16 protein-coding genes and 1 tRNA gene are annotated in these 25791 nt (G+C 62.3%); 9 read left to right on the plus strand and 8 right to left on the minus strand.

The features are described from left to right. Positions 1-63 precede the first annotated feature (63 nt). Positions 64-1248 carry a delta-9 fatty acid desaturase DesA gene (desA, locus tag P0Y58_01190; GenBank protein ID WEK30834.1) on the plus strand — a complete coding sequence of 395 codons (1185 nt, stop codon included), beginning with the start codon at positions 64-66 and terminating at the stop codon, positions 1246-1248. Between the two features lie 139 nt (positions 1249-1387). Further along, positions 1388-2374 (plus strand): sensor domain-containing diguanylate cyclase, encoded by a 987-nt coding sequence (locus tag P0Y58_01195; protein ID WEK30835.1) that lies wholly within the window; start codon positions 1388-1390, stop codon positions 2372-2374. Between the two features lie 143 nt (positions 2375-2517). On the opposite strand, the gene P0Y58_01200 is transcribed toward P0Y58_01195, so the two are convergent. The 5 genes from P0Y58_01200 to P0Y58_01220 form a co-directional block, all read right to left on the minus strand. Further along, positions 2518-3777, minus strand: coding sequence for a response regulator (locus P0Y58_01200; GenBank protein ID WEK30836.1), 1260 nt, complete (start codon positions 3775-3777; stop codon positions 2518-2520). Positions 3778-3915: 138 nt separating this feature from the next. Then, positions 3916-5193 (minus strand): 4-aminobutyrate--2-oxoglutarate transaminase, encoded by a 1278-nt coding sequence (gabT, locus tag P0Y58_01205; GenBank protein ID WEK30837.1) that lies wholly within the window; start codon positions 5191-5193, stop codon positions 3916-3918. 181 nt (positions 5194-5374) lie between these two features. Further along, the gene (gene gabD, locus P0Y58_01210; GenBank protein ID WEK30838.1) at positions 5375-6817 is read right to left on the minus strand and encodes an NADP-dependent succinate-semialdehyde dehydrogenase; all 1443 of its coding nucleotides are present in this window, start codon (positions 6815-6817) and stop codon (positions 5375-5377) included. Positions 6818-7155: 338 nt separating this feature from the next. Further along, positions 7156-8832, minus strand: coding sequence for an aryl-sulfate sulfotransferase (locus P0Y58_01215; protein ID WEK30839.1), 1677 nt, complete (start codon positions 8830-8832; stop codon positions 7156-7158). Between the two features lie 17 nt (positions 8833-8849). Then, positions 8850-11186 carry a TonB-dependent receptor gene (locus P0Y58_01220; GenBank protein ID WEK30840.1) on the minus strand — a complete coding sequence of 779 codons (2337 nt, stop codon included), beginning with the start codon at positions 11184-11186 and terminating at the stop codon, positions 8850-8852. Between the two features lie 192 nt (positions 11187-11378). Between P0Y58_01220 and P0Y58_01225 the strand changes: the two genes are divergently transcribed. Next, positions 11379-12293, plus strand: a complete 915-nt coding sequence (locus tag P0Y58_01225) for a LysR family transcriptional regulator (protein WEK30841.1) — start codon at positions 11379-11381, stop codon at positions 12291-12293. Positions 12294-12409: 116 nt separating this feature from the next. Here the strand turns inward: P0Y58_01225 and P0Y58_01230 are convergent, their stop codons facing one another. Together P0Y58_01230 and P0Y58_01235 are read right to left on the minus strand one after the other, a co-directional pair. Next, the gene (locus P0Y58_01230; GenBank protein WEK30842.1) at positions 12410-13315 is read right to left on the minus strand and encodes a TauD/TfdA family dioxygenase; all 906 of its coding nucleotides are present in this window, start codon (positions 13313-13315) and stop codon (positions 12410-12412) included. A gap of 39 nt (positions 13316-13354) precedes the next feature. Continuing rightward, positions 13355-14392, minus strand: a complete 1038-nt coding sequence (locus P0Y58_01235; GenBank protein ID WEK30843.1) for an ABC transporter substrate-binding protein — start codon at positions 14390-14392, stop codon at positions 13355-13357. 297 nt (positions 14393-14689) lie between these two features. On the opposite strand from P0Y58_01235, the gene P0Y58_01240 reads away from it, so the two are divergent. The 3 genes from P0Y58_01240 (at position 14690) to P0Y58_01250 (ending at position 17307) form a co-directional block, all read left to right on the plus strand. Continuing rightward, complete coding sequence (locus P0Y58_01240; protein WEK30844.1) at positions 14690-16294, plus strand: ABC transporter permease; 1605 nt, start codon at positions 14690-14692, stop codon at positions 16292-16294. Continuing rightward, entirely contained in the window at positions 16291-17154 is an 864-nt protein-coding gene (locus tag P0Y58_01245) for an ABC transporter ATP-binding protein (protein ID WEK30845.1), read from the plus strand. The genes P0Y58_01240 and P0Y58_01245 overlap by 4 nt, the downstream gene beginning before the upstream one ends. Before the next feature lie 76 nt (positions 17155-17230). After that, a tRNA-Arg gene (locus P0Y58_01250) sits at positions 17231-17307 on the plus strand. A gap of 40 nt (positions 17308-17347) precedes the next feature. On the opposite strand, the gene P0Y58_01255 is transcribed toward P0Y58_01250, so the two are convergent. Further along, a complete protein-coding gene (locus tag P0Y58_01255) occupies positions 17348-18253 on the minus strand; it encodes a hypothetical protein (GenBank protein ID WEK30846.1) in 906 nt (301 codons plus the stop codon). 210 nt (positions 18254-18463) lie between these two features. Here P0Y58_01255 and P0Y58_01260 point away from each other — a divergent pair, with 210 nt between their 5' ends. Genes P0Y58_01260 through P0Y58_01270 form a run of 3 tightly spaced genes read left to right on the plus strand, consistent with a single transcriptional unit; the run spans position 18464 to position 25790 of the window. Continuing rightward, positions 18464-19981 carry an SrfA family protein gene (locus tag P0Y58_01260; GenBank protein WEK30847.1) on the plus strand — a complete coding sequence of 506 codons (1518 nt, stop codon included), beginning with the start codon at positions 18464-18466 and terminating at the stop codon, positions 19979-19981. Between the two features lie 20 nt (positions 19982-20001). Further along, a complete protein-coding gene (locus P0Y58_01265) occupies positions 20002-23079 on the plus strand; it encodes a virulence factor SrfB (protein WEK30848.1) in 3078 nt (1025 codons plus the stop codon). Further along, entirely contained in the window at positions 23076-25790 is a 2715-nt protein-coding gene (locus P0Y58_01270; protein ID WEK30849.1) for a virulence factor SrfC family protein, read from the plus strand. The genes P0Y58_01265 and P0Y58_01270 overlap by 4 nt, the downstream gene beginning before the upstream one ends. The last annotated feature ends 1 nt before the right edge of the window (position 25791 follow it).

Genomic DNA, 25791 nt, shown 5'->3' on the forward strand with positions numbered 1-25791 from the left:
GTTTTATTTCCCTGCCAAGGGATAATCAGCCCCTCCTCCTGCATTCCGAGGGTTTTTACACCTATGTGGTACTACGGCCTGCTCGACTTGTCGGCCTGGCAACTGGTCGGCATCACCTTGTTGATGACCCACGTGACCATCGTCAGCGTCACGGTCTACCTGCATCGCTACTCCGCGCACCGGGCGCTGGAGCTCAATGGCGCGCTCAAGCACTTCTTCCGCTTCTGGCTGTGGCTGACCACGGCGCAGAACACCCGCGAATGGACCGCCATCCACCGCAAGCACCACGCCAAGTGCGAAACCCCCGACGACCCGCACAGCCCGGTGCACAAAGGCCTGGGTACCGTATTGCGCAAGGGCGCCGAGCTTTACCGCGAAGAGGCGCGCAACTCCGAGACCCTGCGCATCTACGGCAAGAACTGCCCGGACGACTGGATCGAGCGCAACCTCTACTCGCGCTACAAGCTGGGTGGCATCGCATTGATGGCAGTGATCGACCTGCTGCTGTTTGGCACCATCGGCATCACCATCTGGGCGGTACAGATGATGTGGATACCGTTCTGGGCTGCCGGCGTGGTCAACGGTTTGGGCCACGCGCTCGGCTATCGCAACTTCGAATGCCGCGATGCTGCCACCAACCTGGTGCCCTGGGGCATCGTCATCGGCGGCGAAGAGCTGCACAACAATCACCACACCTACCCTAACTCGGCCAAGCTTTCGATCAAGCGCTGGGAGTTCGACATGGGCTGGGCCTGGATACGCCTGTTCTGCTTTTTGCGCCTGGCCAAGGTGCAGCGTGTTGCGCCGATTGCCCACCGGGTGGCGGGCAAGGCCAGCCTGGACATGGACACTGCCATGGCCATCCTCAACAACCGCTTTCAGATCATGGCCCAGTACCGCAAGCTGGTCATCGGCCCGCTGGTCAAACAGGAACTGGCCCGCGTCGATGCGTCGGTGCGTCACCACTTCCGCCGTGCCAAGCGCCTGCTGTCGCGCGAAACCAGCTTGCTGGAAGACCGCCACCATGTGCGTATCGAGTCCATGCTTGCCCATAGCCAGGCACTGAAGACCATTTACGAAAAACGCCTGGCCCTGCAGCAGATCTGGGCGCGCACCAGCGCCAACGGGCACGACATGCTGGCGGCCATGAAGGACTGGATACACGAGGCCGAAACCAGCGGCATCCACGCCCTGCGCGACTTCGCGGCGCAGCTCAAGACTTACTCCCTGCGCCCGACCGGCGCCTGACCGCCGTTAGTCGGCACGCCCCTTTGCAGGGCGTGCCGTTCGGAACTTCGCCCCCCGTCCCCACTCAAAACTGCACATCGCCCGCGTGGCGGGCAGGATGCTGGCCGCACGCTTTCAAGTCGAGACCTGATTCGTGCACATGGCCAAGAACATCCCCACGATCCTGCCCGGTACATCTCCCCCCGAAGCCGCCCAGACCTTGCTGGCCTTGCTCCATGCCCAGGGCGAAGTCGCCCGCCTGAGCGAGCGCGACCAACTGTTCAGCTCACTACTCGACAGCGTCAATGCGGTGCTCTGGGCCTTCGACTGGGAAACCCGCCAGGTGCTGTACGTAAGCCCCGCTTACGAGCGCATCTTTGGCCGCCCGGTGAGCCTGGTACTGGCTGATTACAACGAATGGCGCGACTGCATCTACCCCGACGACCTGGAGTTCGCCGAGCGCAGCCTGGCCCAAGTGCTGCTCAAGGGTTCGGTGGAAGACCGCGAATACCGCATCCTCAATGCCGACGGCCAACTGCGCTGGCTGAGCGACAAGTGCTACATCAACCAGCAACGCGAGGACGACCGGGTGATCATCGTCGGCATTGCCGAAGACATCACCGAGAAAAAGCAGCTTGAAAGCGAGCTGCAGCGGCTGGCTACCACTGACGTGCTGACCCAGAGCAGCAACCGCAGGCACTTTTTCGAATGCGCCCAACAAGCCTTCGACAGTGCCCGCGAAGACGGCACGCCGCTGGCCTTCCTGTTGCTGGATATCGATGACTTCAAGCACGTCAACGACAGCTATGGCCACCAGGAAGGCGACCAGGTGTTGCAGCACATCGCCGACAGCGGCAAGGCCGTGCTACGCCGAGGCGACCTGTTCGGGCGCATTGGCGGCGAGGAGTTTGCGGCAGTGTTCCCGGGTTGCGATGCGCAGATGGCAGAGCAGATTGCCGAGCGCTTGCAGCGGGAAATCCAGCGCTTGAGCTTCAGCCATGGCGAGCAGACCTACGGGGTGACGGTGAGCCAGGGGCTGACCGAGCTCACCGAAGACGATGTGGCGCTGGACAGCCTGTATGCCCGGGCCGATGCGGCGATGTACCAGGCCAAGCGGCAGGGCAAGAACCAGATCGTTTGCGGCTGATCAGGCTGCGCGGAGGATGGCACCGGCTAGGGCCGGTGTTCGCGGGCTCGCCCGCTCCCACAGGGATAGCATATCCCTGCATTCAAGGCGAAACCTGTGGGAGCGGGCAAGCCCGCGAAGGGCCGCAACGCGGCCCCAAATTCTCAGCTGGAAACTTCGGCCTCAGCCACCGGTGGCTCTTCCTGGGGCTTCACCTCGGGGTTGTCCACCTTGCGCAGCCGGTTCAGCTCCGGCAGGCCAATCTTGAGCAAGCGTGCCGTCTTGCCGTTCGCCACCTTCTCCAGCCCCTGCTCGGCCGGCAGCCGCGACAACTGCCCGGCCAGGTTCATCGCCAGGATCTCCCGCGAATACACGCCACCGCCCAGCTGGTAGATCGCCGCGATCAACTCGCGCAATGCCAACGGCAAGCGCCAGCGCGTGCGCAGCGCCGAACCGAACGCCGCACCGAACTCATCCAGCGAATGCTGCACATTGCGTTCGTCCAGCTCGCCCCCGGCCAACCGCCACTCTTGCAGGCAGCGCAATACCGCCAGGTCGCCCAGGCAATGCAGCAACCCCGCGCAATAACAACGCCCTTGGTCCAGCTCGAGCATGCGCGCCAAGGTACGGCCATATTCTGCCGTATGCAGTGAAAGGTCCCAGTAACCGGCTGCGTGCTGCGCCAGCAGCGGGTCGCTGAGCCGCGCACTGCGCTTGAGGGTCATGCCCAGGATCAGGTTCATGCTCTGGGTACTGCCAAGCTTGTTCAGGGCCTGCAGCAGCGTTTGCACGGGTGCTTCACGGTGCAGCGCGGCGCTGTTGGCAGCCGCGATCAGGACGGCGGTAACCTGAGGGTCGTTACGCACTTCCTCTTCAAGCACCTTCAGGTTCAAGCCCTGCGGGTTGAGTGCCCGCTTGATCGCAAGCTGCACATCGGCCAGCAACGGCCCGCCATCGGCGGTAGCGCGGCGCTGCTCAAGGTAGGCCGGCAGGCTGGCACCTGCCTGCGAGGCCGGCACCGGGCAGGCGATTTCTTCTCCAACGGCCACCAGCAGCTCTTCCAGGCGCTTGCGCAGGTTGTCCAGGTTCAGTGGCTTGCTGAGGTAGGCGGTGGGGTGCAGGGGCAGCACCTCGCGCACACTGGCGCTGTCGCTGCGGTTGCTCATGAGGATGAACGGCAACCCCGGCCCTTTGGCGCGGACCTTGCGCAGCAGGTCCAGGCCATCGACACCGGCCAGTTCGCGCGCGGCGATGATCAGGTCGGGTTTGTTGGCCAACAGGTTGAGTGCTTGCGACCCATCGGCGCATACCTGAAGCCGGGCATCACAGCGCACGCTGAGCAGCATCTCGCTGAGCATGTCACGTACCCAGGGATCGCCCTCGACAATCAGTACGTTTGGTGCGGTGGGGTTCGCAGCGCTCATCGCCAACAACTCCTGAATAGCCTGACACACATTCCGTCGCAGCTTCCAAAGCAAATCCTCCGCTAACGATAGCGCCCTACGGCTTTTCTGGGCACAAAAAAAACCCGCCGAGGCGGGTTTTTTCAGAAGCGCGTCACATCAAGCGAGTTCAGCGAAGCACTCTTCGATGATGGCCAGGCCTTTGTCCAGCAGTGCGTCTTCGGCAGTCAGCGGTACCAGGATACGCAGAACGTTGCCGTAGGTGCCGCAGGACAGCAGGATCAGACCCTTGTCGCGTGCCTTGGCAACAACCTGGCCAACAGCAGCAGCATTCGGGGTGTGAGTGCCTTTCTCGAAGACTTCAACCGCAATCATCGAGCCCAGACCACGGACGTCGCCGATGATCGGGTACTTCTTCTGGATTTCGCGCAGGGCGGTGGTCAGGTGCTCACCTACGGCCTTGCTGCGGTCCAGCAGTTTCTCTTCTTCGAACACTTCGATCACGGCCAGGGCCGCGGCGCAAGCGATCGGCGAACCGGCGTAGGTGCCGCCCAGGCCGCCCGGAGCGATAGCGTCCATGTACTCGGCCTTGCCGCACACACCGGCCAGCGGGAAGCCGCCAGCGATGGATTTGGCGAAGGTGGTCAGGTCAGGCGCAACGCCCATCTGTTCCATGGCGAAGAAGGTGCCGGTACGGCCAGCACCAGTCTGTACTTCGTCAGCGATCAGCAGGATGCCGTGCTGGTCGCACAGGGCGCGCAGGCGCTTCATCAGCTCTTTCGGCGCTGGCAGGAAGCCGCCTTCGCCTTGTACTGGCTCGAGGATGATCGCGGCGATGTCTTTAGGCTCGGCGTCGTTCTTGAAGATACGCTCAACCGAAGCGATGGCTTCATCAACGCTCACACCGTGCAGCTCGTTCGGGAACAGCGCGCGGAACACGCCGCCTGGCATCAGGCCCATGCCAGCGGAGTACGGCACGACCTTGCCGGTCAGGCCCAGGGTCATCATGGTACGGCCGTGGTAGGCACCGGTGAAGGCGATCACGCCAGCACGGCCAGTGGCGGCACGGGCGATCTTGATGGCGTTTTCAACGGCTTCGGAGCCGGTGGTGACCAGCAGGGTCTTCTTGTCGAAGTCGCCTGGTACCAGCTTGTTGATCTTCTCGCACAGCTCTACGTAGGGTTCGTAGGCCAGCACCTGGAAGCAGGTGTGGCTGACTTTGGTCAGCTGCTCTTGCACGGCTGCAACCACTTTCGGGTGCAGGTGGCCGGTGTTCAGTACTGCGATGCCGCCAGCGAAGTCGATCAGTTCGCGGCCTTCAACATCGATCACAGTCGAGTTCTTCGCGGTGTCGACGAAGATCGGGTGGATCTGGCCAACGCCACGTGGGACGGCAGCTACACGACGTTGCATCAAGGATTCGTTGGTCTTGCTCATAATGCCCTCATTGCGCCGACAGGAATGGCGCTTTTATTCGGGGGGGCTGGGAGTGTTCGCGCACAGTATTCGTTGATCGACTGCCGTAAACGCCCTGGCCACCAGGTACTGCGATGTAAAAAAGGCCAGCGAGACGTCGCTCTCGCGCCCCGCTGGCAGAGGTAAAGCCTTTACCGTGCTATCAGACGCTGATGCACAGGTATTTGATTTCGAGGTAGTCCTCGATACCGTATTTGGAACCTTCGCGGCCCAGGCCCGAAGCCTTGATGCCACCGAACGGTGCCACTTCGTTGGAAATCAGGCCGGTGTTGATACCTACCATGCCGTATTCCAGGGCTTCGGCAACACGGAACACACGGCTCATGTCGCGGGCGTAGAAGTACGAAGCCAGGCCGAACTCGGTGTCGTTGGACATGGCGATGACTTCGGCTTCGTCCTGGAAGCGGAACAGCGGCGCCAGTGGGCCGAAAGTCTCTTCCTTGGCAACGGCAGCAGTCTTCGGTACGTCAACCAGGATTGTCGGTTCGAAGAAGTTGCCTTCGATCAGCTTGCCACCGGACAGCACTTTGGCGCCTTTGGAAACGGCGTCTTCAATGTGCTCCTGAACCTTGGCGACAGCTTTGCCGTCAATCAGCGGGCCAGTGGTGGTGCCGTCTTCCAGGCCGTTGCCGATCTTCAGCTTGGCAACTGCAGCGGCCAGCTTCTGGGCGAACGCGTCGTAGACGCCGTCCTGCACGTAGATACGGTTGGCGCAGACGCAGGTCTGGCCGTTGTTACGGTACTTGGAGATGATCGCGCCTTCGACAGCCTTGTCCAGGTCGGCGTCGTCGAACACGATGAACGGGGCGTTGCCACCCAGCTCCAGGGAAACCTTCTTGATGTCCTTGGCGCATTCCTGCATCAGCTGGCGACCGATTTCGGTCGAGCCGGTGAAGGACAGCTTGCGTACCAGGGAGTTGCCGGTCAGTTCGCCGCCAACTTCGCCAGCGCTGCCGGTAACGACGCTCAGCACGCCAGCCGGGATACCGGCACGGTGCGCCAGCTCGACCAGGGCCAGGGCGGAGTAAGGGGTTTGCGAAGCAGGCTTGAGCACCATGGTGCAGCCAGCGGCCAGGGCCGGGCCGGCTTTACGGGTGATCATGGCGGCCGGGAAGTTCCACGGGGTAATGGCCGCGGTAACGCCGATTGGCTGCTTGATGACGATCAGGCGCTTGTCTGGCTGGTGGCCAGGAATGGTGTCACCGTAAACGCGCTTGGCTTCTTCAGCGAACCACTCGATGAACGAGGCGGCGTAGGCGATTTCGCCCTTGGCTTCGGCCAGTGGCTTGCCTTGCTCGGTGGTCATCAGGCGAGCCAGGTCGTCCTGGTTTTCGATCATCAGTTCGAACCAGCGACGCAGCTTGGTCGAACGCTCTTTGGCGGTCAGTGCACGCCAGGCCGGCAGGGCCTTGTCGGCGGCTTCAATGGCGCGGCGCGTTTCCGCGGTGCCCATCTTTGGCACGGTACCGATGACTTCACCGGTGGCCGGGTTGGTCACCTTGATGGTCTGGCCGTTGTCCGCATCCAGCCACTCACCATTGATATAGGCTTGCTGGCGGAACAACTGAGCGTCTTTGAGCTGCATGTCGGCTTCCCGAATTGTTGATTGTTGAAAAGCGCCCAAGGCAGGGCATCGAGCGTTTGAAATCTCAAACGAATGCTAAGCGGCTGCTGGGGTATAGGACAATAGGCTGTTCAAAAAAAAGAACGAATGGTTGAACAGCCGGGCGGAAAATTCATCATTTGCGTACTGGCAACCGGCCCTTTCGCGGGCACGCCCGCTCCCACAGGTACCCCACCGGTCTCGAGTTCGGTGCAGTACCTGTGGGAGCGGGCGTGCCCGCGAAAGGGCCGGTACAGGTTAGACGAATGAACTGAAAGAAATGTGAAAGGAGGACCGACGGCCCTCCCGGAGGGGATGAATCAGAATGCCCTGGCCAGGTCGATCACCAGTGCCCGGTAGCCAACACTGCCCGGCTGACGGCTGTGTACCTTCAGCTCCACCAGCACCTCCTGGGTTCCACGCCGCACCTCATTGAGCACGGTAGTGGTCAGCTTCTCCGGCGTCAGGAAATTCACCGAAGCCGAGTAGATGAACTGGGTATCGGTCTCAGGCCGGTAAGCCACCACCGAAGTCACCGGGCTGTACCACTCGTCGCCGCGTTCCTTGCCGTACTCCCACACTTGCTCAACCGTGCCCTTGGCCTCGTCGATACGGTACTCCACCGCCCGGCTGTAGTTGCCTGTCAGCTTGGTGGGTGCAAAGTCGCGCCCCCAGCCGTTATCGAAGACGGTCAGCGTGCCTTTGCCGGTCAGCCAGGCCGTGTGCTGGGTCCACGACCAGTCGAAGCCTTCGCTTTCGACCGGCTTCAGCACTTTGTCGCGCAGGCGCTCCGGCCAGCCTTGGGGCGAGGCGAGAATCCATTTCACCTGCTTGTCACGGCCAATCTTGACCACACCCTGATGCCGTGCTGAAACGATGATGCTGTCGTCATCAGCGTCGTAATCGATGGCATTGACGTGTGCCCAGTTGCGCCCGGTGCCCACCCCGGGGGTGTCGCCAAAGGGCAAGTCACCCTCGGCCAGTTCGTTGGCCAGTCGCTCGTCTTGTTTCTGCACCCCTTCCGGCAACTGGATAGCCGCCTTGCCCAAGGTCTCCAGCAGGTCACCACGGTACGGGTCGAGGATCTGGTTCAGGTCCCAGAAGTCCAGCACATCCCCGGCCTCGCTGACCTCGATGATGTGGTCGCGGATCGAGCGCACACGCTTGCCGTCGGGGCGGCGATAATCACTGGTGCCAACCCGCAACAGGTAGGTGCCGTTGGCCGTCTCGCGGATTTCATGGGAGAAGTCGGCGAACTTGTCGGGGAGGCTGCGCTGCCAGATGCGCCGGCCGAGCAGGTCGTACTTGGAATAGGTCTGGCCTTGACCCCAGATCAGCTTGCCGTCGCGGGTCTGCTGGAAGCCCATGGTGCCGCCCAGGGCGTCGCGGCGGTTGGAATCGTGAATCTGCTCGATATCCAGATACCAACGCACATCGCCGTTGCTGTCGGCGATCCAGTTGTTGCCCACCTGATCCCATTCTGCCGCGCCGCCGAGGGCATTCCACTTGAAGGCACGCCCGCCCGGAATGTCGCCAAGCAGGTGGTTGAACAGGTACAGGCGCTTCTCAAACCCAGGCGCCACCTTGATCGGCTCGACCTCCGGCAACGCAGCGGTCTGCTTCGCCACTACCGGCAAGCGCACGGCCGGGGCGTAGATCTGATACTCCTCGCGAATGCGCTCGCCATCGAGCTTGTAGGTCACCTCTACCTGGTTGACGTGGTCCGGGTACAGGCCGAATACCGGGATACCGCCGTAGGTCCACAACGAACGGTCAGACACGTCATAGACAATGTCCACGCCGCGCTCGCCACGCCCCAGCACACGCACATGCGCATCACTCAGGCTGCGCCCACCATCGCGGATGATCGCGGTCAGCGGCGCCAGGCGGTACGGGTTGACCACCACGTCGCCGAGCAACGCTTCGTCGCGCTCCGGGACCTTGGCAGTCAGGCAGGCGCCCTCAGGAAGTGCAGGGGTTTCGGTCTTGGCATTCATGGCAAAGCTCCTTGTGCTCAGAAATCGTAACGGGCGGTGGCGCCGAAGGTGCGCGGGGTGCCAAGCACGCCGGCATAACCACCGTTGGCGGAGTTCCACAGGCTGGTGAAGTAGGTTTTGTCGCCGGCGTTTTTCACCCACAGCGACAGGTCGACCACGCCGTCGCCCTGATCCAGGCGCACACCGGCGGAAAGGTTGACCAGCGCGTAGCTGGGGATCTGGCCGAAATCGGAATCGTCGATGGTGCCCACCGCCTTCGAGCGGAAGGCGTAGCTGGCGGTGACGTACGGCTCGACATGGTCGGTGGCTTGCCACTTGTACTGGGTGTTGAGGTTGGCGATGTACTTGGAGGCGCCGACCACCTGGTGGCCAGACAAGTCGCAGGTGGCGGTGGCATTGGCCAGGCTCACCTCTGCCGGGCATGGGGCGTCCTTGTACTCGGTGTAGCGCACGTCGTTCCACGAGCCGTTGAAGTTGACCGTGAGGCCGCGGATTGGCAGTGCCGTGGCTTCGAACTCCAGGCCGCGCGAGCGCACGCTGCCGGCGTTGGCCAGGTACTGCACGCGGTTGATCTGGTCGTAGACGTTGGCCTGGTAGCCGTGTACTTCAGCCCAGAACAGGTTGGTGTTGAGTTGTAGACGGCCGTCTAACAGCGTGCTTTTCAAGCCCAGTTCGGCGTTGTTGACCCGCTCGGTGCCGACCAGTAGCGAGTCAGTGCCCAGCCGTGGCGCAGCCCCGACGGTGAGGTTGACACCGCCCGACTTCTCGCCATGGGTCAGGGTGGCGTAGCCCAGCAACTGCTCGTTGAAGCGGTAGCTCAGGCCCAGCAGGCCGGATGGGCTGAAGCTGTACTGGTTGAGGTCGCCCGAATCGTAAGCCCCTATCCGGGCCTGGCGCGCGGTGGCGGCAGCACCGGTCACTGCGGCGCCGCCGCTGGGTGCATCGCGGGTTACCCAGGCGCTCTTCTCTTCATAGGTACCGCGGATGCCGGCGGTAAAGTCCAGGCGGTCGGTGACATGCCAGGTGCCCTGGGCGAACAGCGCATAGCTGTCGGTATCGATGTGCCCATCACCGATTGTGTTGACGTTGTTCAGCGCCCCGGCAGGCGTGAGGTTCCAGACATCCGCCTGCGGGCCGTAGTAAGTGAAGGACTTGTTGTCCAGGTCCTGCTTGAAGTAATAGGCACCCAGCACGTAGTCGAAAGCGCCACCGGTAGGCGAAGCCAGGCGGATTTCTTGCGAGTACTGCTTGTCGCGCACCGATACCCCGGCGCTATAGAACACCGGCACGTTCAGGCCATCATCGTTGCGCGGGGTGAAGTCCCACCAGCGGTAGGCGGTGATCGACGTCAGGGTGAAGTCGTTGGGCAAGGTCCAGTTGGCCTCCACCGAGGTGCCGCCCTGGAACACTGTCACCTGCTGGTCGGCGTCGAAATTGACCTTGCGGTCCTTGCCTGTGACCAGCGTCGCACCCGCCTGGGCAGCCAGGCTTTCGTAGCGGTTTACGCCATTGATGGTCGGGCCGGTGCTGTACAGGCTGAGGATGCCGTTATTGGAATCCTCTTCGTTGTATTCGCCGATCCAGCGCAGGTTGAAGGTTTCGCTGGGTTTGAACAGCAGTTGGGTGCGAAAGCCCTGGCGCTTGCCGCCATTGAGGTCGTCGCCGTTGTGGATGTTCTTCACATAGCCATCGTCTTCGGTGCGGTAGGCGCTGATGCGCCCGGCCAGGGTCTCGCTGATCGGCCCCGAAAAGCTGCCCTGCGTCTGCAGGTAGCCGTCTTCGCCAATCGACTGCTGGATGCTGCCTTCGCGGTGAAAGGTGGGCTTGCGCGTGGTGATGTTGAGCACGCCGGCCGTAGTGTTCTTGCCGAACAGCGTGCCCTGCGGGCCGCGCAGCACCTCTAGCTGCTCCACGTCCAGCAGGTCGAATACCGCCATGCCAGGGCGGCCGAGGTAGACGTTGTCCAGGTAGATGCCAACGCTGCCTTCCAAGCCATCGCTTGCCGGGTTGTTGCCCAGGCCGCGGATCGAAATGCTCGACTGGCGGGCATGTACATAGGCGACGTTGGTGCTGGGCACCAGCTGTTGCAGATCCTGCACACGGTAGATGCGCTGGGTTTCCAGGGTTTCGCTGTCGAGCACGCTGATCGGCGTGGGCACACTTTGCGCGGTTTCTTCGCGGCGGCGGGCATTGACGGTGACGGTGCCGAGCTTGGCTTCCTGTTCTACCACCGGGGTGGCGCTGACCGGCTCTTCGGCGAAGGTGCCAGAGGACGCCGCCAGCAGCACGCCAGCGGCCAAGGGTTGCAAGGTGAAGCGCGACGCGCGCGCAGGCCAACGGGAAAGTCCGGACATGCAAATGCTCCTTGAGGCATGGGCCCTGGCGAGCATTTCCGTTGGCGGAACCGAATCGCGGTCAGTCGGGCTTATATTCTTTTAAGTGATATAAATATATGTAATTCATATTTAGTGGAATAAGTAACACCCTTTATAAGGGGACTCACCCTTGTCAGCAATTGCATTTGACCGAAGGTTTTAATGTAGAAAATGCATATCGATCTCCGTCAGCTACGCCACTACATTGCCTTGGTCGAGCACCGCAGTTTCGTTGCGGCGGCAGCTGCGGTGAACCTGTCGCAATCGGCTTTCAGCCGCAGCATTCAGACGCTCGAACACAACATCGGCTGCCGCCTGGTAGACCGCGCCAGCAAGGAGCTGGCGCCGACTCGCCAAGGCATGCTGGTGCTGGAGCACTCGCGGCGGCTGGTGCATGGGGCGCACAACCTGGTCAACGAGATCCACCAGTTCAACGGTGCCACAACCGGCGTGGTGCGCTTTGGCTCCGGCCCTGCGCCAGCCGGTGGTCTGGTGCCGCGAGCGGTGGCGCGCTTCGTGGCCGAGTATCCGGCCGCGCGCACCTGCTTCCAGGTGGACAACTGGCAGGCCTTGAACCGCAAGCTGGTTGCCGAAGAGATCGAGTTCTTTGTCGCCGACACCCGCCAGTTCGAGTCCGACCCGGACTACCAGGTGCACAAGCTGACGCCACAGCGCTGGCATTTCTGCTGCCGCACCGGGCACCCGCTGACCGAGCAGGAGGCCGTGCAGGCGCGAGACCTGTTCGACTATCCGCTGGCTACCACCTTGCGCCCGCCAAACATCCGCAAGATCCTCAGCGACCTCAGCGGGCGGCAGGACTTTCTGCCGTCGGTGGAGTGCGAGCACGGGTATGCGCTGCTGAATGTGGTGATGCATTCGGACACCATCGGCATTGCCTGCAATGCCAACTTGCGGCCGTATCAGCGTGATGGAGGGCTGGTGGCGCTGCAGCTGGCGGACCTGGCACCCGAGCAGGAAGAATCGTTCTATACCCGCTATGGGGTGGTGAGCCGGGTGGGGTATGGCTTGTCGCCGTTGGCTCAGGGGCTGGTCAGGCAGTTGATTGCCTGTGATACCGAGTTGTAGCTGGCGGGGGCTTCGCCCCCGTTTCGCGACACAAGGCCGCTCCCACATGGGATCGGCGTACGCCGTGCTTTTGTGGCCTTGTGTCGCGAAAGGGCCGCAAAGCGGCCCCGGCATTCTCAACCTTTACGCGTTATCCGGCTCAACTGGCCATCCACCCCAACCGGCACCTCACCGGCCAAGGTCACCCGCCGCACCACTCGCGGCTGGGTCCCATAGTCATCCACCGCATAATGCTGCGTCGCGCGGTTATCCCAGATCGCCACGTCCCCCGCCTGCCAACGCCAGCGCACCGTGTTCTCCAGGCGCGTCACATGCCCCTGCAACACCGCAAACAGGTGCTGCGAATCCGCCAGCGAATAGCCTTTGATGCGTTTCACAAAATGCCCCAGTTGCAGCGCCCGCTCACCGCTGATCGGGTGCACGCGCACCACCGGGTGCTCGGTCTCGTAAACGGTCGAGGTGAACACCTTCCGGTAACGCTCCAGCTTGGCCGGGTCGACATCAGGCTTGATGCTGGCGTAGTCGTATTCGTTGCTGTGCACCGCCCACAGCTTGTCGGCCAGTTCGCGCAGCGGTTCGGGCAGTTCCTGATAGGCCGCAGCGGTGTTGGCCCAGACGGTATCGCCACCCGAAGCCGGTGCGACCACACTGCGCAGGATCGAGGCCTTGGGGTAGGCATCGACAAAGGTCACGTCCGTGTGCCAGGAGTTGGCCCGCTGGCCTTCGGCGCCATCGAGCTGCAGCAGGTAGCTGGTGCCATCTACCACCGGCACTGTCGGGTGGGCGACCGGTTCGCCGAGCTGTTTGGCAAAGCCTTCCTGGCTCTGGTCATCCAGGTGGGTCTGGTCGCGGAAGAAGATCACCTTGTGCTGCACCAGTGCAGCCTGGATCGCTTCGATTGTGGCTGCATCGAGGTCAGCGGACAGCTGCACACCGCGGATTTCGGCACCGATACGGCCGGCAACCGGGTGAATGTCGAGTTCGAGGGTTTGTGGCGCGGTGGCCAGGGCGGCATTGCTCATGGTCGTGGTCCTTGCGGTCATTGTCGGGTTTTTTAAGGTTCAGCGGGCGGCCTGCACGGCCTGTTCCTGTTTCAGCGCAGCATCGAGGAAGCGTGGCTCGACCCAGTCGGCTACCTGGAAGCCACGGCGGATCAGGCGCTCCTTGGCCGCCAGGTCAACGCCCTGCTGCAGTTGGCGGACAAAATCGGCGTCCAGACGCGGGTCGAAGTAGTGGCCGAGGTCTTCCTTGGCCAGGTCGTCGCTGAGGATGTTGCGCGGCCAGTTGGCATTGCTGGCCACCAGGTCGATGTAGGCGTCGCGGTTGTGTTCGTCGCGCAGCCAGGTGCTGGCCTGTTCCTGGGCGTTGACCAGGCGCTGGACGAGTTCGGGGTACTTGCGGATGAAGTCACCGGTACCCAGCAGCACTGCCTGAGTGCTGCCGGCACCTTCCAGGTCACGCGAATTGACCGGCAGTTCGACCAGCCCGCGCTCACGCAGCGACAGCAGGTTGGAAAGGCCCCAGGTGGCGTCGATCTGCTTGGCGGCCAACGCAGCATTGGCGGCATTGAAGTCGAGGTTGATCACCTTCAGTTCGCGCTCGGTCAGCCCCTGGCTGGCCAGGGCGCTGGCGAACGACAGTTGGTTGGCGGTGCCCCGGAACACTGCTACGCGCTTGCCCTTGAGGTCGTGCAGGGTCTTGATGCCAGAGCCGGGCACCACGCCCAGGTAGCTCTTCACCCCCCGCACTCCCGCCGACAGCACGCGAGTGTCCAGGCCATTGGCCTTGCCGACGATCGCGGCCAGGTCGCCAAGGTAGGCGAAGTCGGCCTGGCCGTTCGCTAACGCCTCGTTCACCACCGGCCCGGCCCCCTTGAAGAAGTGCCAGTCAATGCGGATGCCGTCCTTGGCAAACTCCTTCTCCAGCAACTGCTGATCGCGCAATACATCGACCACGCCGCCCGCGCTCGGCTTGCTGCCGGCACTGAGGTCGGGCACCGCGATGCGAATGCTCTCTGGCTTGGCGGGTTCAGCCGCGTGGGCACCGAGGGTGAAGGCCAGCCCAAGGGCGGTAATCAGGTGACGCAACGGGGTTTTCATGGCAAGGCTCCTTGGCAGGCTGCCAGCGGCGATGGCCGGCGCTTTGGCCAGAAGCTAGTCAGGTCCGGTTAGAACCTACAAAGATCAAAACTTCATTCTTTAGTAACTGGAAGGCATAAATCAGGCTGCATGCGGGCCTGCGGGGAGCTTGCGGAAAACGCATGGAAAATATGAGGAAAACGCAACGGCGGGGGGCTTCCGTATGCAGGAAGTGCATGCTCTTATCTCTTGAAAGTAACTTTATGGTTTTTTTAATTCCATAATTGAATAACCTAACAATGCTTCGAGAGATCGCCGATGAATGGAGTTCTGAGCAGGAATCGGGGGGGGCCGCTACGCGACCCATTCGCGGCGCAAGGCCGCTCCCACAGGGATCGCATCTTCTCTGGGGAGCGTGTTTTGCCTTGGTTGCTGCCTGTGCTGATTGCGCTGCTTTGGGTGGTGGCAAGCCGGCAGCACTGGATGAGCGAGCAGATTCTGCCGGCGCCAGCGCTGGTATGGCAGAGCGCGCTGGAGTTTGGCTCCGGCGAGCTGTGGGGGCACCTGTGGATAAGCCTGCAACGGCTGTTCTGGGGGCTGGCGGCGGGCATTGCCAGCGGCCTGCTGCTGGGGGTGTGGCTGGGTGCTTCGCGGCGGGCGCAGACGCTGATATTGCCGACCTTCGTGGCACTGGCGCAGATTCCTACTTTGGCCTGGATCCCGTTGTTCATGCTGTTCTTCGGCATCGGCGAGCTGCTCAAGCTGGTGGTGCTGGTAAAAGCCGTGATAGTTCCCGTTACCTTGCACACGCTGGTGGGTGTGCGCGATGCCCAGCCAAAACTGCGTGAGGCCGCTGCAGCGCTGCGCCTACCCCGGCACCTGCTGTTCCTGCGCCTGTTACTGCCGGCCGCCCTGCCCGCCTTCCTCACCGGCGTGCGCCTGGCCCTGGCCACCGGCTGGACCTCGCTGTTGGCGGTCGAGTTGCTGGCCTCCAGCGAGGGGATCGGTTACCTGATGGTGTGGGGCCGGCAACTGTTCATGCTCGACCTGGTGATGTTGTGCATTCTGGTGATCGGCCTGGTCGGCGCTGTGCTGGAGCGCAGCTTCTCAGCCTTGGAAAAGCGCCTGCTGTATTGGCCGCAGCCGGCCACTGGCGAGCAGCAGCGCGGGCCTTTGCCTCGCGGCTGGCAAAGCCTGCTGCTGCCCTTGGCGCTACTGGCGCTGTGGCAGGCCAGCAACAGCTTCGGCTGGGTTGACCCGAACATCCTCACCTCGCCACTTGAGGTACTGCGCACGCTGCTGGTCGGCCTGGCCGATGGTTCGTTGCCGCAGGCCCTGATACTGAGCCTGCAGCGCACCCTGACTGGCCTGTTGCTGGGCGGCGGCGCAGGCCTGTTGACCGGTTTGTTGCTGGGGCTGTCCAGGCCTGCCGAACATGTATTCGGGCCAACTTTGACAGCATTGCGCCAGGTGGCACTGTTCGCCTGGGTGCCGCTGCTCACCGCGTGGTTCGGCCTGGGTGAAGGTGCCAAGCTGGTGTTCGTTGGCCTGGCCGCATTCTTCCCGCTGCTGATCGCTACCCAGCGGGGCATCGCCAGCCTTTCGCCACAACTGGGCGAAGCGGCCCGCACCCTGCGCCTGAACCTGTGGCAGCGCCTGCGCCTGCTGGTGCTACCCGGCGCTGCCCCAGCGATTTTCGCAGGCCTGCGCCTGTCGCTGATCTACGCCTGGCTGGGCACCATCGGCGCGGAGTATTTCATGCCGTCGGATGGCGGCATCGCCAGCTTGATGATCGGCGCCCAACAACTGTTCCGCATGGACCAGGTAATGGCCGCCATGGTTCTGATAGGCCTGGTCGGCGCTCTGCTTGGCACCCTTGGACAACGCCTCGAATCGCGCGCTACGCGCTGGAGAACCGCATGAACGCATTCAACACTTCGCACCTGCACGCGGCCAATCAGCCCGACACCACCCCGCCGCTGGTCAGCTTCGACGGGGTCGGCAAGGTGTTCACCGTGGACGGCCAGCCGTTTGAGGCGATTCGCAACTTCAATCTGTCGATCAACGAGGGCGAGTTCATTGCCATTGTCGGTGCGTCCGGCTGTGGAAAATCCACCTTGCTGCGCTTGCTGATGGGCCTGGATACCGACTACAGCGGCAGCATCCGCGTCGACGGGCACACCGTCAGCGGCATAGGTGGCGAGCGCGGCATCGTGTTCCAGGAGCACCGTTTGTTCCCTTGGCTGACGGTGGAGCAGAACATTGCCCTGGGCTTGGTGAACGAGCAACTGACCCAGGGGGAGCGCGCCCGCCGCGTGCATGAATTCGTGCTGCTGGTGGGGCTGGCCGGCTTCGAGGCAGCGTACCCACACCAGCTTTCCGGCGGCATGGCCCAACGCGTGGCGATTGCCCGAGGATTGGTGGCAAGCCCACGGATTCTGCTGCTGGACGAGCCGTTCGGTGCACTCGATGCGCTGACCCGCCAGCAGTTGCAGGACGAGTTGCTGGCCATTCGTGAACGCGCCGGCATCACTACCCTGCTGGTAACCCATGACGCGGAAGAAGCCACCTACCTGGCCGACCGGGTGGTAGTGCTGGAGCCGCGCCCGGGGCGGATCAAGTCGGTGGTGAAGATCGACCTCCCCCACCCGCGTTTGCGCAGCGGCGTAGCCCTGCACGGCTTGCGAGAGAGGGTGCTGCACCAGATCACCGGCACCGGCGGCCACTTGCCGCCACCTGCACACCGGGTGGAAGGGTTACGGCCGGAACTGATCGCGCTTTGATACCAGACAGGTAAAAACAGCCACAGATCAAGGCGATGGACGTCAACGACGCAGATGGGTATCATGCGTGCGCGTTGCACTCGTAGCTCAGCTGGATAGAGTACTGCCCTCCGAAGGCAGGGGTCGTGGGTTCGAATCCCGCCGAGTGCGCCATATCAAAAAAGCCCTGGGAGATCTCCCGGGGCTTTTTCGTTTATTCCGCCTGGGCTTCTATCAGCTGGCCGGAACGCCTGTCACCGTGCAGCGCCATGTACCTGGCCAGTTCGCCCAGACGCTTGTCCAGCGCCTGCAGCAGCCTGTCGCGCGTACTGTTCACTTCGTTGGCGTTGAAAATGCCGGGCTCTTTCAAGTACAGCTGAAATTGCTGGTTGATCTCCCTCGGCGAGAGGGTCACGAAGTTCTCCCCTGCGTTATGGTTGTACAGCGCAACCATCTGCCCCGTGTCCTGGTTGGCGTTGCGCACAAACGCCATGCTCACATGCTGCCCAGGGCGCAGGCGCACACCATTGTTGTTCAGCTGGAAACACGCTTCGGTCCCATTCTCCAGGCGGACCCAGAACTCGTGCTCCTGAACATTCTGCGAAGTGACCTGCATGGTCGATGAGCTGCTACCGGTATGGCCGCTGCCCTGCCACATGTGGCCACCGGTGCTGCGGTGCGAATGGTAGGCGTCCAGATGCGTCTGGTTGCGCTTTTCGCTTTCCAGCACCTCACCGTTACGCACGAAAAACATCAACTGCCGCTCAAAATGGTTGAACGGCTCCTCGACGAAATTGACGTCTTCCGGCGTAAGCGTGATGTCGTACATGGTGCGGATCATCTCCGCCCGCGCGGCTTTGTCGCGCTTGGCCTGTTCTTGCAGCTGGGCACGGCGCTGCTTGGCATCGTCTATCGCCTTCAGGGCCTGGGCCTTGAGCAACGGGGTTTTCTCTTGCGCGTAGCCTGCGGCTTTGTCACTGGCTTCCTTGATGAGGGGCGCAGCTTTCTGCCCTGCCTCAACCGCCAGGTCCCGGGCCTTCTCCAACGCCTGGGCGGCCTTGGCGGCCAGCTCCGGGTTGGCATCGTAGGCCTTCTTCTTCAGGTCATCCCAAAGGCTCATGCTCTTCGTGCTCCATTCGTCGATGATGAGTTGCCGATGCCGTTGATCGGACCAGAGGGAGTGTAACCGGATAAAACGTCCTTTGACGTCAAAAAGCCATCCATATGAATTGACGAAAAAAGCACTTTGCCATTAGTGTTGTTCGGTTTTTCGGTATTGTTTAATGGATACCGAACGGATTCGGCTAAAAGACTAGGTAGGTCTACAAGGATGCGCGGAGTATTACTACGCAGCGGTAGAAGTGAACACTTCACCGCATTGGGCGAGACTGGCCAACCCGTCTATCGCGCTGCTTTGCAGATTCGCGAAGCGATTCGTCGCAAGTACCCGGAGCACCCGGAGCTGATCGAGCACCTGGCCATCCCGCAGAGCGATGAGCAGGGCCGCACCATCGATTGGTACAGCGACCGCCCAGGCGATGTAATTCCCTGGAGCAGCGCCACCGAAGAAGAGCGCGCACCAGCACGTGTGCAGCTCGAGATGTTGCAAAGCAAGATCAACGCCCTGAGCAATACCTTGCTGGGCCTGGACGCCAACGGCCAACCCTCGGCAACGGCCAGAAAGGCCGCCGAAGGTGACAACGCCGTGTTCGGCAAGCTGCTCACCTGTGTGGTGCCCTTCCCTGACGAAAACTTCGTCTACCTGGTCGATGGCCGCCCGGTACTGACCTTCTGGGGCTTCATCCATGCCGGCGCCGAGCGCAGCCGACAACCCCTGCACTGCCTGTACCCGCGCACTGCCCCCATCGCCGAGCCCGTGGCCGCACCGCTGGCACCCCCAGCCGCGCCCATTGCGCCGGCAGCAGCTGCTGCAGTACCGCCAGTCGCTGCCGTCACGCGCCTGCCGTGGTGGCGCAACTTGCGCTGGATCTTGCCGTTGCTGCTGATGTTGGCACTACTGCTCCTGCTGCTGTTCGGGCTACGCGGCTGCATCCCTGGGGTCAACCTTTCCGGCCCAGGCTTCCCGGACCTTGGCCGCAATACTTCGGTGCCAGTCAACCACCAAGGCCAAGTGACAACACAATCGTCGAACCTGGTTGGCGCTGCGAACGGTGCAACCGGTGCAACTGCCCCAGACCCGGCGGCGAGTACCGGCGACCCGGCTAGCCTGTCGGGCGACCCCGCCGATGCCGGCGGTGCCGCGCCACAAGGCGATAGCCAGGCGCCGGCGGACAGTGCCGACACCCCTGCGCAAGGCAACCCAGAAACACCGCCAGCGCCAGAGCAGCAGCCAGCGCCAGAGCAAACACCCGACGCGCCACCTCCAGGTGAGGCCGAGGCCTCGACGCCAGAGAACACGCAACCTGCGCCACCGCAGCTGGCCGATGAGCAAGCACAAACCGGCAATCCGCCGCCGCAACCTGATGATTTGAGCATTCCCCCGAATGCGGCCGATGGCAACGCTGACTTCCTCAACGGCAAGTGGGCGGGTGCAGGCATTCAAGAAGCCGGCACTGGCAAGCCGCTGCGCCTGAAGTACGACTTCCAGAACGGCAAGGGCCAAGCCACGGTCACCCGCCCGGACAAAGTGCAGTGCCATGCGCCGGTCGCCGCAGCCATGCAAGGCGGCCTGTTGTCGATCAACAGTTCCGGCCAGGCCGCCTGTGCCGACGGCAGCAGCTATGACTTGCCGCAAGTGGGTTGCAAAGCCAAAGCCAACGGCGCTGCCGATTGCAACGCCAACTACGGCGCCAAAGGCTTCGACATTCAAATGAAAAAAGCCGGCTAATCACACGAGAAACGCAGAAGATGTTGCCCGAAATCACCCAGTTCGAAGAAACGGTCACGCTGGTCAGCGATACCGGAATTCAATTCATGGATTTCGCCCTGCGTCTCGGCCCGGATGGCGAGCAGACCGGCAAATTCGTCCAGCTCAACAACGGCATGGTGCCTACGCGACTGCTGTGGTCCAAGGAATACAAAGACTTCTACGAGCCCGAGCCGGACAAAGTGGTGCAGGTGGCGTTCGACTCCAGCGAAGTCAACCACTTCCGCCTGCCCATGGAAGACAGCCTGAAACTGCTGGACGGTGTCTGGTTGCCCATCCCGTTCCTGCGCTTCACGCCGCCCTACCGTTTTGACGAAGGCCCGAACAACTGGGCGCGCATGCGCCTGGTCAAGCTCGCCGAGCCGGATATCGACGGCAACACTCACCGCTTTACCCTCGGTTTCGACAGCCGCACCATGGCAATGGTCGAAGGTGCCCCTTACCTGGCCCCCAGTGAAGAGGACGTGCGTTCAGGGGTGGCGTTCAAACTGGCGTGCAGTGCGCGTGAATATGGCTGGTTCCTGACACACACCTGGATCCGCGACTGGCTCACCGAGGTCTACACAGAAGCCCGTCCTGAGCTGACCCGCGAACGCTTGGACCGAGAGCTGCAGGGTAACCGCCACCTTGCTCATTATCTGAACCTGCTGAGCCTGCTGCGCCGCCCGGTACCGGCTGAGCAAAGCAACGAAAAGCCCAAGGTCGAAATCCCGGAAATCAAGGTGATTGCCAACGATGTCGATAGCATCGTCGAACCCATCCTGGTGGACCTGGTGCTGGACGTCGGCAACTCGCGCACCTGCGGCATCCTCATCGAGGACCACGCCCAGGACGGCGGCGGCATGCTCAACAATTATGTGTTGGCACTGCGCGACCTCAGCGAGCCAGAAAAGGTCTATAACCAGGCGTTCGAAAGCCGGGTCGAATTTACCCACGCCGCGTTCGGCAAAAACCACCTGTCAAACAAGAGTGGCCGGCATAACGCCTTCCAGTGGCCGACCATCGCGCGCGTCGGCGGCGAAGCCAGCCGCCTTGCCAGCCGCAACCGCGGCACTGAAGGCTCGACCGGGCTTTCCAGCCCGAAACGTTATCTGTGGGACGAAAAACCCTACGGCCACGGCTGGCGGTTCAACACCGCCTACGTCAAGGTCGAAAAACAGCCCATGGCCGTTGCCGGGCCGTTTGCCAACCTGATCAACGACCGCGGCCAGCCGCTGTACCTCAAGCCTTTCGACATGCCGGTGTTCAACCCGCGCTATTCGCGCAGCAGCCTGATGACCTTCATGCTGGCCGAGGTGGTGACCCAGGCGCTGACCCAGATCAACAGCCCGGCCCAACGTTCGCGCCAAGGGCACTCCAACGTACCGCGCAGGCTCAACAGCATTACCCTGACCGTGCCGCCAGGCATGCCACAGGCAGAGCGCAGCCTGCTCAGCAATCGGCTGTACGAAGCCATCGGCCTGGTATGGAAGAGCCTGGGCTGGCACCAGGACGAGAGCAACCCCTTCAAGGGCAAGGACGTCAAGACCCGCACTCCGCTCCCCAGCGTTCGCGTAGAGTGGGACGAGGCCAGCTGCGGCCAACTGGTGTACCTGTACAACGAGGTGGTCGAGAACTTTGCCGGCCACCCCGACGAGTTCTTTGCCGCCGTGGCCCGGCCAGACAAGCAAGAGCACGAACAGATCACCCTGGCGACCATCGACATCGGGGGGGGTACCACCGACCTGGTAATCACCGATTACCGCCTGGACTGGGGCAACGGTGGCGGCGCCGGGGCCAACGTGCACATCGTGCCGAACCAGCGTTTTCGTGACGGGTTCAAGATCGCCGGCGACGACATCCTGCTGGACGTGATACAGGAGTTCATCCTGCCCTCGTTCGCTAATGCACTGCGCAGTGCTGGCGTACCTGCACCGGATGAGCTGATGTCGCGCCTGTGCGGGACCGGCGATGCCACTGTGCAAGAGCGCCTGCTGCGCCAGCAGTTGAACTTGCAGGTATTTGTGCCGCTGGGCCTGGCACTGCTAAAGGCCTACGAGCAATATGACCCCGCGCAGCCCAACGTCCCGGTCGAACAAACCTGGCAACAGGCGCTGGGTGAGGCTGCGGTCAACGACAGAGTGCTGGCGTTCGTCAACGCCGGTGTTCGCCGCGAAGCGGGCCGCGATGGCACGCTCGACTTGCTGCAGACACCGATCACCTTCGACCTTGAGCGGGTACACGCTGCGTTCATGGGCGGCCAGTTCAACATCACCAAGATTCTCGCCGAACTGTGCGAGGTGGCGTCCAAATACCCTTGCGACATGCTGCTGCTGACGGGGCGACCATCGCGCCTGCCAGGCATCCAGGCGTTCATCCGCCAGCGCCTGCCGCTGCCGCCAGGGCGCATCCTGCCCATGCAGAACTACCGCACCGGCGGTTGGTACCCCTTCCACCGCAATGGCCTGATCGACGACCCGAAAAGCACCGCCTCGGTGGGCGCGATGATCTGCCTGCTGTGCTCCAACCACAGCGTGACGAACTTCTACTTCCTCACCGCCGCGCTAAAACCTTACTCGGTCATCAAGCACTTCGGCCAGATCGACCCTGCCGGCAGCATCAAACATGCCGACGTGCTCTACCACGACCTGAAGTCCGATAAAGGGCTGATCGAACTGCCGATCGTCGGCGAGGGCGAGCAACGTGGCACGCCTTGGCTGGAGTTGCGCGGAGACCTGCATCTGGGTTACCGCCAACTGGCCGCCCAGCGCTGGCCCGCGTCACCGCTTTACACCTTGCGCTTCACCCCCTCGGGCAGGGCGGCGCTCAGCACAGCAGTTGGCAAAAATGGTGAGGTTCCGGTCGTGCGTATTCGCCTGGAGATCGAACAATTCGATCAGGAAGAGCGCGACCAAGGGCTTATCAGCGACAAGCTGGTCATACAGAAGCTGGAAACGAACATCCAGGATGCCGACTTCGACGTCGACCGGGATCTTGAGCTCTCACTCAACACCATGCCGACCATGCGCGTGAGAGACACCGACTATTGGCTGGACAGCGGGAACGTCAAAGGAAAATGAGCGACCTTACGCCAAAGCAACAGCAGTTGATGGGCGCCTGGGGCGCCATTCACAAAGGCGCCGGCGAGGCCCTGGAGTGGATTGAACAGGTGCGTGGCAATGCCGCCAGCGTCGAGGCCGAGGCCGACGGGCTTAGCCTGCGCCTAAGCCGCGCGCGCAACCGGGCAAAGCACTTGCAGCGCAGTGCCGGCAACCCCATGACCGTGGGGTTTTTTGGCCTCTCGCAGGCGGGCAAGTCGTACTTGATCTCGGCGCTCGCGTCGGACGGCAATGGCAAGCTGGAGAGTGACTTTGGTGGCCAGGTGCTGGACTTCATCCGGCATGTAAACCCGCCAGGCGGCGGTGGCGAGGCCACCGGCCTGGTCACCCGGTTCAGCCACGCGTCCAAGCCATGCCGGGATAACAACTACCCTGTCGAGCTCAAGCTGTTCGGCGAAATCGAGATCGCCAAAATACTCTGCAATTCGTGGTTCGAGGACTTTGACCACGAGCGCATGGACTACAGCTTTACCGAGCAACGTATCCACGCCGCACTCAATGAGTTCGAAGGCCAGGGCACAGGCTCTGCGCAACCCGGCGTAAGCAGTGATGACGTGGTCGCGCTGTGGGACTACCTGAAAAGCAATTTCGAGAAATCCACCCGCCTGCTTGACGAACATTACTGGCCACGGGCAGTAAAGCTGGCACCGCGCCTGGCGCCCCGTGAACGTGCAAAGCTGTTCTCTGTGCTGTGGGGTGGGCAGGCGCCCATTACCGACGTGTACATCCAGCTGGCCGGTGTCCTGCAAACGTTGGGTTATGCCGAAACCGTGTATGCGCCGGTAAGCGTATTCAAGCAAGAAACCGTAGGCATCACAGCATCGCCCTACAACATCATGAGCGTGGACGTGCTCAGCCGCCTGGGCACCCGTCGCGATCAGCCGGTCACTGTGCTGCCCTTGCAAGATGACAAGCTGCAGGCCGGTGTTGGCGTAACCATCGCGCAGCTGGCGACACTGGCGGTAGAGGTGAACTTCAGCCTGCGCAACAGCCCGTCCGCCTCGGTCGCGCAGGATGTCGACATTCTCGACTTCCCCGGCTACCGCACCCGTAACAAATACCTGTCGGTCGACGAAGCGGCATTGAAAGAGTCTGCCGATGAGGTGTACCCGTACTGGAACCTGATCTTGCGCGGCAAGGTGGCCTACCTCTTCGAGCGCTACAGCGAAGCGCAAGAGATGAATGCCCTGGTGGTGTGCACCAGCACCATGAAGCAAAGCGACGTCATCAGTGTCGGCCCGGTGTTGACGCGCTGGATCCACAACACCCAGGGCGCCACGCCGAAAGAGCGGGGCCAACGCGCGCCAGGCCTGATCTGGGCGCTGACCATGTGCGATGGCTGGGTCAACAGCACCCTTGGCTCGGATGACTCGAACAAAATCCTGACCGCCGAGCGGCTGATGAAAATCACCATCGTTGAGCGCTTTGGTAGCCAGGAGTGGATGAAGGAATGGTCGGTTGGCAAGCCGTTCGACAATACCTACATGGTCCGCAAGCCGGCCTTCACGGGTACCGCGTTCGTCGAGATCAACGAGCAGAACCAAGAGCTGCGGCTGGTCGAGAGCTACGCCTCGGAGATCCAGAAGCTCAAGCAGTACGTTGTCGACCTCCCTGCCGCCAAACGCCATATGGCAGATACCGGCGCAGCCTTCGACGCCATGCTTACCCTGAACGATGGTGGCATCAGCCGGTTCAGCACCAGCTTCGCCAAGATCAATGACCTGGACTTCAAACTGGCGCGTATTGAAGAACAACTGCAGCAGTGCCGTACCGACCTGCTGGAGCACGGGCTGCATGCCTGGCGCGAAGAAGACTTTGAACAGCTGCTGGAAAAAAAGCGCGAGAAAACCGAGTACCTGCTGGAAAACCTGGGCGAAGACCCGGATGCAATCAGCGAACTGATCCATGCCCTGCAAGTACCGGTCGAGCAACTGCGCGAGTTGTATCTGGGCGGGGTGTACGACATCGAGGGTATCGATGGCCAAGCCAGCGAAGCGCCCGAGCAAGCGAGCCAAGGCCCGGCCAACAAAGCACCTGCAATCACCTTCGGCCCGCTGTTCGGCAAGAAGGCGTCTGCAGCGCCAGCCGCAGCAGCGCCCAAACCGCTGGCCAAGCGGCTTAACGCCGAACAACGCTTTGTGCGCGCCGCGCTGAAAGCCTGGATCAAGCACATGCGCGACCTGGGCACACAGCCGGTGCGCCTGGCCAGCTTGCGTATCACCCGTGAAGTGGCCGAGGCCCTGGTCGAAGAGCTGGTCAGTGCGGTACGTCGCCCCGCCTTTATCGAGCAACTAGACGCTGCAGTCATGCGCCGCGTGTTCAACGGCGTGCGACGCGACCAACTGGTCCAGCGCCAAGTGCTGACCGTGCAACTGGCCATGCGCGACTTCTTGGCCTGGTTCGGCCTGCTGAGTATGCCCGTCAGTGAACGGCCAACGGCCCTGCTGGGTGAGTGCGGGCCGCTATTCAACACCTATCAGACGGTTGCCCAAGGCGATTTGCCGGTACTACTAGAACAGCCTTCCTATCAGGAACAAAGCTTCCTGGTCGACTGGTTGTCCGGCCTGGCCTGGCTGACCCAGGAAAACGCCAAGAGCGGCGCGGACCCTGAAATCACCACCGAGCAGCGACGCCAGTTGGCGGTACTGCTGAACACCTTTCAAGCGAGTTGAG

Origin of the sequence: Candidatus Pseudomonas phytovorans (assembly GCA_029202525.1) — a bacterium.
Classification (GTDB): domain Bacteria; phylum Pseudomonadota; class Gammaproteobacteria; order Pseudomonadales; family Pseudomonadaceae; genus Aquipseudomonas; species Aquipseudomonas phytovorans.

Excerpts from the sequence above, each read along its gene's own strand:
- desA (WEK30834.1), top strand. The coding sequence starts at position 64 with ATGTGGTACTACGGCCTGCTCGACTTGTCGGCCTGGCAACTGGTCGGC.
- P0Y58_01195 (WEK30835.1), top strand. The coding sequence starts at position 1,388 with ATGGCCAAGAACATCCCCACGATCCTGCCCGGTACATCTCCCCCCGAA.
- P0Y58_01200 (WEK30836.1), bottom strand. The coding sequence starts at position 3,777 with ATGAGCGCTGCGAACCCCACCGCACCAAACGTACTGATTGTCGAGGGC.
- gabT (WEK30837.1), bottom strand. The coding sequence starts at position 5,193 with ATGAGCAAGACCAACGAATCCTTGATGCAACGTCGTGTAGCTGCCGTC.
- gabD (WEK30838.1), bottom strand. The coding sequence starts at position 6,817 with ATGCAGCTCAAAGACGCTCAGTTGTTCCGCCAGCAAGCCTATATCAAT.
- P0Y58_01215 (WEK30839.1), bottom strand. The coding sequence starts at position 8,832 with ATGAATGCCAAGACCGAAACCCCTGCACTTCCTGAGGGCGCCTGCCTG.
- P0Y58_01220 (WEK30840.1), bottom strand. The coding sequence starts at position 11,186 with ATGTCCGGACTTTCCCGTTGGCCTGCGCGCGCGTCGCGCTTCACCTTG.
- P0Y58_01225 (WEK30841.1), top strand. The coding sequence starts at position 11,379 with ATGCATATCGATCTCCGTCAGCTACGCCACTACATTGCCTTGGTCGAG.
- P0Y58_01230 (WEK30842.1), bottom strand. The coding sequence starts at position 13,315 with ATGAGCAATGCCGCCCTGGCCACCGCGCCACAAACCCTCGAACTCGAC.
- P0Y58_01235 (WEK30843.1), bottom strand. The coding sequence starts at position 14,392 with ATGAAAACCCCGTTGCGTCACCTGATTACCGCCCTTGGGCTGGCCTTC.
- P0Y58_01240 (WEK30844.1), top strand. The coding sequence starts at position 14,690 with ATGAATGGAGTTCTGAGCAGGAATCGGGGGGGGCCGCTACGCGACCCA.
- P0Y58_01245 (WEK30845.1), top strand. The coding sequence starts at position 16,291 with ATGAACGCATTCAACACTTCGCACCTGCACGCGGCCAATCAGCCCGAC.
- P0Y58_01255 (WEK30846.1), bottom strand. The coding sequence starts at position 18,253 with ATGAGCCTTTGGGATGACCTGAAGAAGAAGGCCTACGATGCCAACCCG.
- P0Y58_01260 (WEK30847.1), top strand. The coding sequence starts at position 18,464 with ATGCGCGGAGTATTACTACGCAGCGGTAGAAGTGAACACTTCACCGCA.
- P0Y58_01265 (WEK30848.1), top strand. The coding sequence starts at position 20,002 with ATGTTGCCCGAAATCACCCAGTTCGAAGAAACGGTCACGCTGGTCAGC.
- P0Y58_01270 (WEK30849.1), top strand. The coding sequence starts at position 23,076 with ATGAGCGACCTTACGCCAAAGCAACAGCAGTTGATGGGCGCCTGGGGC.